14 protein-coding genes are annotated in these 10,648 nt (G+C 71.2%); 5 read left to right on the top strand and 9 right to left on the bottom strand.

Going from position 1 to position 10,648, the window contains the following annotated elements; genetic code table 11:
• Positions 1 to 126: 126 nt before the first annotated feature.
• The 5 genes from folP to ADL08_RS06135 all read left to right on the top strand — a co-directional run bounded on the left by folP (position 127) and on the right by ADL08_RS06135 (position 3,089).
• A complete protein-coding gene (gene folP, locus ADL08_RS06155; protein ID WP_053641026.1) occupies positions 127 to 987 on the top strand; it encodes a dihydropteroate synthase in 861 nt (286 codons plus the stop codon).
• A gap of 56 nt (positions 988 to 1,043) precedes the next feature.
• A complete protein-coding gene (locus tag ADL08_RS06150) occupies positions 1,044 to 1,475 on the top strand; it encodes a nuclear transport factor 2 family protein (RefSeq protein WP_234352019.1) in 432 nt (143 codons plus the stop codon).
• Between the two features lie 134 nt (positions 1,476 to 1,609).
• Positions 1,610 to 1,969 (top strand): dihydroneopterin aldolase, encoded by a 360-nt coding sequence (folB, locus tag ADL08_RS06145; protein ID WP_053641024.1) that lies wholly within the window; start codon positions 1,610 to 1,612, stop codon positions 1,967 to 1,969.
• On the top strand, positions 1,966 to 2,565 hold the full coding sequence (gene folK / locus ADL08_RS06140; protein WP_053641023.1) for a 2-amino-4-hydroxy-6-hydroxymethyldihydropteridine diphosphokinase: 600 nt from the start codon (positions 1,966 to 1,968) through the stop codon (positions 2,563 to 2,565). The genes folB and folK overlap by 4 nt, the downstream gene beginning before the upstream one ends.
• 47 nt (positions 2,566 to 2,612) lie before the next feature.
• Positions 2,613 to 3,089 carry a DUF3180 domain-containing protein gene (locus tag ADL08_RS06135; RefSeq protein WP_053641022.1) on the top strand — a complete coding sequence of 159 codons (477 nt, stop codon included), beginning with the start codon at positions 2,613 to 2,615 and terminating at the stop codon, positions 3,087 to 3,089.
• On the opposite strand, the gene ADL08_RS06130 is transcribed toward ADL08_RS06135, so the two are convergent.
• The 9 genes from ADL08_RS06130 to ADL08_RS06090 form a co-directional block, all read right to left on the bottom strand.
• The gene (locus ADL08_RS06130) at positions 3,086 to 3,328 is read right to left on the bottom strand and encodes a hypothetical protein (RefSeq protein ID WP_053641021.1); all 243 of its coding nucleotides are present in this window, start codon (positions 3,326 to 3,328) and stop codon (positions 3,086 to 3,088) included. The genes ADL08_RS06135 and ADL08_RS06130 overlap by 4 nt on opposite strands.
• Before the next feature lie 65 nt (positions 3,329 to 3,393).
• Positions 3,394 to 3,825 carry a hypothetical protein gene (locus tag ADL08_RS37930; protein WP_234352018.1) on the bottom strand — a complete coding sequence of 144 codons (432 nt, stop codon included), beginning with the start codon at positions 3,823 to 3,825 and terminating at the stop codon, positions 3,394 to 3,396.
• Positions 3,826 to 3,839: 14 nt separating this feature from the next.
• Positions 3,840 to 4,433 carry a hypothetical protein gene (locus tag ADL08_RS06120; protein ID WP_234352017.1) on the bottom strand — a complete coding sequence of 198 codons (594 nt, stop codon included), beginning with the start codon at positions 4,431 to 4,433 and terminating at the stop codon, positions 3,840 to 3,842.
• A 71-nt stretch (positions 4,434 to 4,504) separates the two neighbouring features.
• Positions 4,505 to 5,110, bottom strand: a complete 606-nt coding sequence (gene folE, locus ADL08_RS06115) for a GTP cyclohydrolase I FolE (protein WP_053641020.1) — start codon at positions 5,108 to 5,110, stop codon at positions 4,505 to 4,507.
• 97 nt (positions 5,111 to 5,207) lie between these two features.
• A complete protein-coding gene (gene ftsH, locus ADL08_RS06110) occupies positions 5,208 to 7,226 on the bottom strand; it encodes an ATP-dependent zinc metalloprotease FtsH (protein ID WP_053641019.1) in 2,019 nt (672 codons plus the stop codon).
• A 171-nt stretch (positions 7,227 to 7,397) separates the two neighbouring features.
• The gene (gene hpt / locus ADL08_RS06105; protein ID WP_053641027.1) at positions 7,398 to 7,937 is read right to left on the bottom strand and encodes a hypoxanthine phosphoribosyltransferase; all 540 of its coding nucleotides are present in this window, start codon (positions 7,935 to 7,937) and stop codon (positions 7,398 to 7,400) included.
• A 41-nt stretch (positions 7,938 to 7,978) separates the two neighbouring features.
• Positions 7,979 to 9,013, bottom strand: a complete 1,035-nt coding sequence (gene tilS, locus ADL08_RS06100) for a tRNA lysidine(34) synthetase TilS (protein WP_053641018.1) — start codon at positions 9,011 to 9,013, stop codon at positions 7,979 to 7,981.
• Between the two features lie 207 nt (positions 9,014 to 9,220).
• Positions 9,221 to 10,360: a zinc-dependent metalloprotease gene (locus tag ADL08_RS06095; RefSeq protein ID WP_078968004.1), complete on the bottom strand. Its 1,140-nt coding sequence runs from the start codon at positions 10,358 to 10,360 to the stop codon at positions 9,221 to 9,223.
• A 54-nt stretch (positions 10,361 to 10,414) separates the two neighbouring features.
• Positions 10,415 to 10,648: D-alanyl-D-alanine carboxypeptidase (locus ADL08_RS06090; protein ID WP_199836960.1), on the bottom strand; the 234-nt coding region annotated here is incomplete at its 5' end.

Raw genomic sequence — 10,648 nt, 5'->3', positions numbered from 1 at the left:
CCCCTGCGCCCACCTCACCCCGGCCGCCCCCGCCGAAGCCGGGGCCCGCGCCGCCTGACCCCGGGGCCCGCGCCGCCTGACCCCGGGGCCCGCCCCGATCCCCCGCACACCCCCTAGGCTGGTCCCATGAGTACGACGATCGGCCGGGGCACGGCCCGGGGCCTGCCGGAGTGGGACCGCTGCGCGGTCATGGGCGTGGTCAACGTGACCCCCGACTCCTTCTCCGACGGCGGCCGCTGGTTCGACACCACCGCCGCCGTCAAACACGGCCTCCACCTGGCCGCCGAGGGCGCCGACCTCATCGACGTCGGCGGCGAGTCCACCCGCCCCGGCGCCACCCGCGTCGACGAGGAGGAAGAACTCCGCCGCGTCGTCCCCGTCGTCCGCGGCCTCGCCGCCGAAGGCGTCACCGTCTCCGTCGACACCATGCGCGCCACCGTCGCCGCCCGCGCCGTCGAAGCCGGCGCCGTCCTCGTCAACGACGTCAGCGGCGGCCTCGCCGACCCCGGCATGGTCCCCGCCGTCGCCGCCGCCGAAGTCCCCTTCGTCGTCATGCACTGGCGGGGCTTCAGCGACAACATGAACAGCCTCGCCGTGTACGACGACGTCGTCGCCGAAGTCCTCACCGAACTCCGCACCCGCCTGGAAGCCGTCGTCGACGGCGGCGTCGACCCCGACCGCGTCGTCGTCGACCCCGGCCTCGGCTTCGCCAAGCTCGCCCCCCACGACCTGGCCCTCGTCGCCCGCCTCCCCGAGCTCCACGCCCTCGGCCGCCCCCTCCTCGTCGCCGCCTCCCGCAAACGCTTCCTCGGCCACGTCCTCGCCCACGAGGGCGCCGCCCCGCCCCCCGCACGCGAACGCGACGCCGCCACCGCCGCCGTCTCCGCCCTCGCCGCCCACGCGGGCGCGTGGGCCGTCCGCGTCCACGAGGTCCGCGCCACCGCCGACGCCGTCCGGGTCGCCCGCGCGGTCGAAGGAGCCAGGTGACCCCCACCACCGACGAAGCGGCCGTCGAAGCCGCCAACACCGCCTTCTACGAGGCCATGGAGACCGGCGACTTCGACACCGTCTCCGGCCTCTGGCTCGCCGACGACACCGTCCCCGTCACCTGCGTCCACCCCGGCTGGCCCGTCCTCACCGGCCGCGGCGAGGTCCTCCGCTCGTACGCCCTGATCATGGCGAACACCGAGTACATCCAGTTCTTCCTCACCGACCTCCAGGTCTCCCTCGCCGGCGACACCGCCCTCGTCACCTGCACCGAGAACATCCTCAGCGGCGGCCCCGCCGAGGACGGCGCCGAACTGGGCCCCCTCGTCGGACAGCTCGTCGTCGCCACCAACGTCTTCCGCCGCACACCCGACGGCTGGCGCGTCTGGTCCCACCACGCCTCCCCCGTCCTCGCCGACACCGACGGCCCCGACACCGCCGAACCCACCCTCGACGACGCCCCCAGCGACCCCGAAGAACCCGCCTGACCTGGGACTCCGCCCACCTCCGGCCCCCCGCGGGCACGTCCTGTCGGTCCTCGCGGGTAGATTCGACGACGGACACCCGGCCGTCCGCACCCGGCTGCGTGGCCACCCGAACTACGACAGCAGGAGTGATTCGCGTGGATCGTGTCGCGCTGCGCGGCCTCAAGGCCCGGGGCCACCACGGCGTCTTCGCCAAGGAACGCGAGGAGGGACAGACCTTCATCGTGGACCTGACCCTCGGCCTGGACACCCGCCCCGCCGCCGCCGGGGACGACCTCTCCAAGACCGTCCACTACGGGATCGTCGCCGAGGAGGTCGTCGACGTCGTCCAGGGCGAGCCCGTCGACCTCATCGAAACCCTCGCCGAACGCATCGCCCAGCAGTGCCTGAGCCACGCCGGGGTACAGGAGGTGGAGGTCGTCGTCCACAAGCCGGACGCGCCCATCACCGTGCCCTTCGACGACGTCACCGTCACGATCACCCGGAGCCGACGATGAAAGCGACGCACAGCGACCCCACCGTCCAGCCCGTCCCCGCCTCCGTCGTCGAGACCGTCGACGCCGCCGACACCACCCTCTCCAACCCCCGCTGGGCCGTCCTCGCCCTCGGCGCCAACCTCGGCAACCGCCTGGAGACCCTCCAGGGCGCCGTCGACGCCCTCGCCGACACCCCCGGCCTCCGGGTCAAGGCCGTCTCCCCCGTGTACGAGACCGAGCCCTGGGGCGTCGACCCCGGCAGCCAGCCCTCGTACTTCAACGCCGTCGCCCTCGTGAAGACGACCCTGCCGCCCTCCTCCCTCCTGGAGCGCGCCCACGCCGTCGAGGAGGCCTTCCACCGCGTCCGCGAGGAGCGCTGGGGCCCCCGCACCATCGACGTCGACATCGTCGCGTACGCGGACGTCGTCTCCGACGACCCCGTCCTCACCCTGCCCCACCCCCGCGCCCACCAGCGCGCCTTCGTCCTGGCCCCCTGGCACGACGTGGACCCCGAGGCCCAGCTCCCCGGCCACGGCCCGGTCACCGGCCTCCTCTCCTCCTTCGGCAACGAGGGCGTCACCCTCCGTGCCGACCTGGAACTCCGTCTGCCCGAGTAGTCGTTAGGCTCGTGGCAGACCGCCCGCGACCACGTGAAGGACACCCGGTGAAACAACTGCGGCTGAAGGTGCTCGCCGGACTGTTCCTGGCGGCCGGCATCGTCTCCTGGGGCGGCGCCCGGCTCTGGGACGCGGTCGGCACCCTCCCGAGCGTGCCGGTCGCCGCGCCGATCGTCCTCGCCGTGATCGCCGTCGTCCTCACCGCGACCGCCCTCTCCCTCCGCGCCCGCCTCAGGGCCCAGCGGGAGCGCCGCCCCGGCGCCAAGGGCGTCGAGCCCCTGATGGCGGCCCGCGCGGTCGTCTTCGGCCAGGCCAGCGCCCTGGTCGCCGCCCTCGTCGCCGGCATGTACGGCGGCACGGGCGTCTACCTCCTCGACTCCCTCGACGTCCCGGCCCGCCGCGACCAGGCCCTCTACGCGGCCCTCGCGGTCCTGGCGGGCCTGGCCGTCATCGCCGCCGCCTTCTTCCTGGAACGCGTCTGCAAGCTGCCGGAGGACGACGAGAACGGGCCGTCGACCGCCTAGGACACCCTCGGCGACCACCCCGATCCGGGCCGGCACCGGGTGGACCAGCTGCCCGCGCACACGACCCGCTCACCGCTCACCCGTACGACGACCACCCCGCCGTCCTCGAACGCGACGCGATCACCCGCCCACAGGAAGAACGGGGCCACCGGCTCGAAGGCACAGCCGTCGCCCGTCCTCGGCTCGTCCACCAGCACCGACCTCACGACCGGCGTCGTCCCGTCAGCGGTCAGACGCATGCCGAGATGCTCCCACGCGCCTGGGGAACGACGTGCTCTCGTCGACCGGAAAGCCGCCCGAACAGCTACACCCGCTCCTGGTGGACCCTGATCTCCGCCGGACCGAGCGGGCGGAGCACCTCCCAGACCGACCGCTCGGCCAGCCGGGCGGCCCAATCTCCCAGGCCCTCTCCGGCCCCGTGGAAGAACCAGGAGTCGAAGGTCCCCAGGCCCTCCAGAGCGGGCGCGGGCTCGTACCGGAGCTCGCAGTGGACCTGTACGTAGTGGTCGTACTCGCCGCCGCTGCCCACGATCTCGAACTGCCGGACGAGGTCCAGCGTGAACGCCGGAGGCCCGTCGAAGGCGTGGATCCCGTACTGGAACAGAAGCCCGTCGGCCTCCGGCGTGTCCGGAACGTCGAACAGCCGCCCGCCGAAGCGCAGGAAGGCGTGCCAGGCCTCTTCCGCCCCCGCTCCGGCTCCCAGTTCCCCTTCGAGCACCCGCACGGCTTCACCCACCGCCGGCCGCCCCCTCACCGGGCCTCCCGCACGAGGTGGCCGTTCAGGAGGAAGGTCGGGTGCGGGGCGAGGGGGTGTTCTTCGGGGGCGAAGGTGCCGCGGTCGGCCCGGCGGTCCGAGGCGTCGACGTCTCGTAGGACCACACCCGGAAAACCCTGTCGCATGTGAGGGGCGTCCCCGCCCGCGTAGTGCCGCAGCGCGTCCGCGGGGTACGAGGAGACCACTCGCACGCGGAAGCCCGGCAGATCCCGCTTCAGACAGCCGGACGGCCGGGTCACGGCCTCTAGGCGGGCGGGCAGGCCTGTGCAGGCCGTCAGGGCCGTCGCGTACCGGGTGGCGAAGCGCTCCTCGTCCACGACCAGCGACACGTGGTTCCTGCCGGCCGTTCCATCGGCGCAGGTGGCCCCGGTGAAGTACCCGAACTCGTGCCCCGGCCTGATCGTCAGCCGCTCCCGGCACGGCTTCCGCGCATGTGACCGGGCGACCGTGCGCCTTGCCGTCCGGTCACCGTCCGGCGTCCACCTCTCGCTGCCCGGAACCACGTTCTTCGCCCGGACGCAGCCGTCGACCAGGTTCACCGGCATCTTGCCGGTCGGCCCGTACCCCATACCGATCCCCCTTGATCAGCGAGCAATTCCACTGACCGGGGACGGTATGGGGGCAGGCCGGCGGTCCGCTACTAGCGGGCCAATATCAAGGACATCGCCTCGGCACGTGTCGTGGCGTCGCGAAGTTGTCCACGTACCGCCGAGGTCGTCGTCTTCGCGCCCGGCTTGCGGACGCCGCGCAGGGTCATGCACATGTGCTCGGCCTCGATCACCACGATCGCGCCGCGCGCCTCCAGGATCTCCATGAGGGAGTCCGCGATCTGCGTCGTCAGACGCTCCTGCACCTGCGGGCGACGGGCGAAGACGTCGACGAGGCGCGCCAGCTTGGACAGACCCGTGATCTTTCCCGATTCCGCCGGAATGTAACCAATGTGAGCTACGCCATAAAACGGGAGCAAATGATGTTCGCAGGAAGCCATCAGCTGGATGTCCTTCACCAGGACCATCTCGTCGTGCCCCAGATCGAACGTCGTCGTCAGCACGTCCTCGGGCTTCTGCCACAGCCCCGCGAAAAGCTCCCTGTACGCCCGCGCCACCCGCGCCGGCGTCTCCCTCAGGCCCTCGCGTTCCGGGTCCTCGCCGACCGCGATGAGGAGCTCTCGTACGGCGTTCTCGGCGCGCTTCTCGTCGAAGTCGCCGATCCTGCCCTCGCCGTCCAGGGTCACCGGGTCGGTCATCTTTGCCTCGTTCCGTATGCCTGTGTGCGCGAATGGCCGCGCCCCCACAGGCTAAAACCTGTGGGGGCGCGGGATCCATTCCGGGTCCGGCCGGGGGTCAGTCCTCGGACGGGGGGTCCACCGGGGCGATGTCGATGCCCTTGGTGGTGTCCACCGCGGCGGACGAACCGTTCGCGCTGTTCGTCAGGGCCAGCTCCTTGGGGGAGAGGACCGGCGGGCGCGTGGAGGGAGTGCGGCGGGAGGAACCGGTCCACGCCGGGCGGGCCGGGCGCTTCACGATCGGGGCGAAGATCTCGGCGATCTCCTCCTTGCCGAGGGTCTCCTTCTCCAGGAGGGCGAGGACCAGGTTGTCGAGGACGTCGCGGTTCTCGACGAGGATCTCCCAGGCCTCGTTGTGCGCGGTCTCGATGAGCTTCTTGACCTCTTCGTCGACCAGCGCGGCGACCTCTTCCGAGTAGTCGCGCTGGTGCGCCATCTCACGGCCGAGGAAGGGCTCGGTGTTGTCGCCGCCGAACTTGATCGCGCCGAGACGCTCGGTCATGCCGTACTGCGTGACCATGGCGCGGGCCGTGGTCGTGGCCTTCTCGATGTCGTTCGCCGCGCCCGTGGTCGGGTCGTGGAAGACGAGCTCCTCGGCCGCGCGCCCGCCCAGCATGTACGCCAGCTGGTCGAGCATCTCGTTGCGGGTGGTGGAGTACTTGTCCTCTTCCGGCAGGACCATCGTGTAGCCCAGGGCACGGCCGCGGGACAGGATGGTGATCTTGTGGACCGGGTCGGAGTTGGGCAGCGCCGCCGCGACCAGGGCGTGACCGCCCTCGTGGTACGCGGTGATCTTCTTCTCCTTGTCCGACATGATCCGGGTCCGCTTCTGCGGGCCCGCGACCACGCGGTCGATCGCCTCGTCCAGAGCCTTGTTGTCGATCAGCTTCTGGTCGCCGCGAGCGGTGAGGAGCGCCGCCTCGTTGAGGACGTTGGAGAGGTCCGCGCCGGTGAAGCCGGGGGTGCGTCGGGCGACGGCGCCGAGGTCGACGTCCGGGGCGACCGGCTTGCCCTTCTGGTGGACCTTGAGGATCTCCAGACGGCCCAGCATGTCCGGGCGGTCGACGGCGATCTGCCGGTCGAAGCGGCCGGGACGCAGGAGCGCCGGGTCGAGGATGTCGGGGCGGTTCGTGGCGGCGATCAGGATGACGCCGCCCTTGACGTCGAAGCCGTCCATCTCGACCAGGAGCTGGTTGAGGGTCTGCTCGCGCTCGTCGTGGCCGCCGCCGAGGCCGGCGCCGCGGTGGCGGCCGACGGCGTCGATCTCGTCGACGAAGACGATGGCCGGTGCGTTGGCCTTGGCCTGCTCGAAGAGGTCGCGGACCCGGGAGGCGCCGACGCCGACGAACATCTCGACGAAGTCGGAGCCGGAGATCGAGTAGAAGGGGACCCCGGCCTCGCCGGCGACGGCGCGCGCGAGGAGCGTCTTGCCGGTTCCGGGCGGGCCGTAGAGCAGGACGCCCTTGGGGATCTTGGCGCCGACGGCCTGGAACTTGGCGGGCTCCTGGAGGAACTCCTTGATCTCGTGGAGTTCCTCGACGGCCTCGTCCGAGCCCGCGACGTCGGCGAAGGTGGTCTTCGGGGTGTCCTTGGTGATGAGCTTCGCCTTGGACTTGCCGAACTGCATGACGCGGGAGCCGCCGCCCTGCATCTGGTTCATCAGGAAGAGGAAGACGACCACGATGAGGACGAAGGGCAGGAGGGAGAGCAGGATCGAGACGAAGGGCGACTGCTTCGTCGGGGAGACGGTGTAGCCCTTCTCGATCTGCCCGGCCTCGAACTTCTCCTGGAGCTTGTCGGCGAGGGCGACGCCCTGGCTGCCGATGTAGCTGGCCTGGATCTTGTCGCTCTTGTCGATCTTCTGGCCGTCGACGAGCTCGATCTTGATGAGCTGCTCGTCACCGGTGGTGATCTTTGCCTGCTTGACCTGGTTCTTGTCGATCGCCTGGACGACCTTGCCGGTGTCCACCGTCTTGTAGCCCTCGGACGAGCCGACGACCTGCATCAACACGACCACGGCGAGGACGGCCAGCACGATCCACATGACCGGCCCACGGAAGTATCGCTTCACGTCCATCCATACGGAGCGATAGCGCTCCGTCCCTCCTGCCCGTAGGAAAATGCTGCTGTGAGTACTGCTGTATGAAAAAGCTGTTCTTCGGACGGTACCTCAGCATCGTCGCCCGCGACCGCCTTCCCGTGGTTCAACGGAGGGAAGGCGGTGCGGGTTCCCCGTACGGCCGTGGGATCAGCCGCCGTAGACGTGCGGGGCGAGCGTGCCCACGAAGGGGAGGTTCCGGTACTTCTCGGCGTAGTCGAGGCCGTAGCCGACGACGAACTCGTTGGGGATGTCGAAGCCGATCCACTTGACGTCGATGGCGACCTTGGCGGCCTCGGGCTTGCGCAGGAGGGTGCACACCTCCAGGGAGGCGGGTTCGCGCGAGCCGAGGTTCGACAGGAGCCAGGAGAGGGTCAGGCCGGAGTCGATGATGTCCTCGACGATCAGGACGTGCTTGCCCTTGATGTCGGTGTCGAGGTCCTTGAGGATGCGGACGACGCCGGAGGACTGGGTGCCGGCGCCGTAGGAGGAGACGGCCATCCAGTCCATGGTGACGGGTGAGGACAGGGCGCGAGCCAGATCCGCCATCACCATCACGGCGCCCTTGAGGACGCCGACGATGAGCAGGTCCTTGCCCGCGTATTCCGCGTCGATCTTCGCGGCCAGCTCTGCCAGCTTGGCGTCGATCTCTTCCTTGGTGATGAGCACCGACTGGAGGTCGGTGCCCATGTCCTTCTCGTTCACCCGGGTCACTTTCGTTGCAGCGTGCGTCAGCCTTGCCGGATGACCAGTCTGCCACCCTGGCGGCGGGCTTCGACGCGGCCGGGCAGGTTGATGGTCCCCTGGCCTCGCCAGCCGGTGATGAGGCGGTCGACTTCCTCGATGTGGCGGGCGAAGAGGGATCCGGCGGGGGCGCCCTCGGCGATGACGGCGCGGCGCAGGACGCGGCGGCGCACGGCGGGGGGCAGTCCGAAGAGTTTGGCGCACTCCAGTGCGCCGGCCTCGTCGCGTACGGCGGTCTCGGCGTCGGCGGCCCAGGTGTCGAGGGCGTCGGCGTCGTCGCGGGAGAGCTGGGCCGTGCGGGCGAGGGCTTCGACGACGCCTTTGCCGAGGGCCTTCTCCAGGGCGGGGAGGCCTTCGTGGCGGAGTCGGGAGCGGGTGTAGGCGGGGTCGGTGTTGTGGGGGTCGTCCCAGACGGCGAGTTCCTGTGCGACGCAGGCCTTGCGGACGGTCTGGCGGTCGAGCTGGAGGAAGGGGCGCCGGTAGCGGCGGGTGGTGCCGGAGACGGCGGCCATGCCGGAGAGGGAGCGGATTCCGGAGCCGCGGGCGAGGCCGAGGAGGACGGTCTCGGCCTGGTCGTCGCGGGTGTGGCCGAGGAGGACGGCGGCGGCGCCGTGGCGTTCGGCGGCGGCGTCGAGGGCGGCGTAGCGCGCGTCGCGGGCGGCGGCCTCGGGTCCTCCTTCGCGGCCGACGGTGACGGTGACGGCCTCGGAGGGGGTGAGGCCGAGTGCGGTCATGCGTTCGGCGACCTCGGCGGCCCGGGTGTCGGAGCCGTCCTGGAGGCCGTGGTCGACGGTGATGCCGCCGGCGCGCACGGGGAGTTTGCGGGCCTCGAAGGCGAGGGCGGAGGCGAGCGCCATGGAGTCGGCGCCCCCGGAGCAGGCGACGAGTACGAGGGGGGTGTGCGCGTCGGGTGCGGTGGGGGGAGCGGGCTGCTGGTGCTCGGTGCGGTGTTCGGTGAGGACGTCGTGGAGTACGCGGCGGACCGCCAGGCGTATCGCCGCGACCGCAGGATGGGGACCCATGTCCGGTGCCCTTCGTGATGGGGTGGGGTGCCTCGGTCGGAGTCTTAACGGTCGGAATGGGGGGTTCGGTCACTCAGAGTGCGTCGATGGTGACAGAAACCCGGCCGTTACCCGAGCATTGCACGCCTCACCCCATGGTCAGGGTCCCTCGGACGGGTGATTGGCGGAGTGTCCGCCGGTGTTCCCGCGCCGTCCGTCCCACGCGTCTCACGAGTCTGCCTTACGGTGCACCCTCGCGATCCAGTCGGCGGGGGCGGCGATCTCGCTCTTGGTGGGGAGCGTGTTGGGGGAGGTCCAGACGCGGTTGAAGCCGTCCATGCCGACCTGGTCGACGACGGCGCGGACGAAGCGTTCGCCGTCGCGGTACTGGCGGAGCTTGGCGTCGAGGCCGAGGAGCTTGCGGAGGGCGAGGTCGAGGCGGGAGGCGCCGCGGGCGCGGCGGGCCTGGAACTTCTCGCGGATCTCGGCGACGGAGGGGACGACCTGGGGGCCGACGCCGTCCATGACGTAGTCGGCGTGTCCTTCGAGGAGGGACATGACGGCGGTGAGGCGGCCGAGGATCTCGCGCTGTTCGGGGGACTGGACGAGTTCGACGAGGGAGGGGGCGGGTTCGCCCTCCTCTCCTTCGGGGCGGCCGCCGACGAGGGTCTGGGCGGCTTCGCGGAGGCGTTCGACGAAGGTGCCGGGGTCGACGTCGGTGGCGGCGAGGAACGACTGGATTTCGCCCTGGAGGTGGTCGCGGAGCCAGGGGACGGCGGTGAACTGGGTGCGGTGGGTCTCCTCGTGGAGGCAGACCCAGAGGCGGAAGTCGTGCGGGGAGACTTCGAGTTCGCGTTCGACGTGGACGATGTTGGGGGCGACGAGGAGGAGGCGTCCGCCCCCGTTCGTCCCGGCGGGGAGGTCGCGGGTGGCGGGGGCGAAGGTCTCGTACTGGCCGAGGATGCGGGAGGCGAGGAAGGAGAGCAGCATGCCGAGTTCGACGCCGGTGACCTTGCCGCCGACGGCGCCGAGGACGGCGCTGCCGGGGACGGCGGAGCGGCGTTCCTGCATCTTGCCGAGGAGGGGGGTGAGGAGTTCGCGGAAGCCGGCGACGTTGGCCCTGATCCAGCCGGCGCGGTCGACGACGAGGACGGGGGTGTCGGGGGGTTCGTGGCCTTCGGGGATCATCCGGGTGTAGGCGCGGACGTGTTCTTCCGAGGCCTTGGCGTGCCTGCGGAGTTCGGCGACGACCGCGCGGGCCTCGTCGCGGCCGACTTCGGGTCCGGGCCGCACGAGGCGGGTCGCGGTCGCGACCGCGAGGTTCCAGTCGACCATCCCGGATGTGCCTGCGCCACCGATGCTCGTCATGTGTCAACCGTACGGTCTCGGGGCCCGTTCGGTGTGTGTTCGGTACGGACCGGGTTACGGCAGGTCCTGGCCGGCGAGGGCGGCGGAGAGGCGGTCGAGGGCGGGCTGGGCCCGGTACGGGGAGGGGGTGCGGCCGGCGAGGAACGCGAAGGCGAGGAGGCGTCCGTCGGGGGTGGCGACGGTGCCGGCGAGGGTGTTGACGCCGGTGAGGGTGCCGGTCTTGGCGCGGACGAGTCCGGCGCCGGCGGGGGCGGTGTCGAAGCGGTCGGCGAGGGTGCCGGTGAAGCC

The organism is Streptomyces sp. NRRL F-6492 (assembly GCF_001280125.1).
In the GTDB taxonomy this organism is placed as follows: domain Bacteria; phylum Actinomycetota; class Actinomycetes; order Streptomycetales; family Streptomycetaceae; genus Streptomyces.
This window is presented reverse-complemented; position numbering and strand designations above follow the sequence as displayed.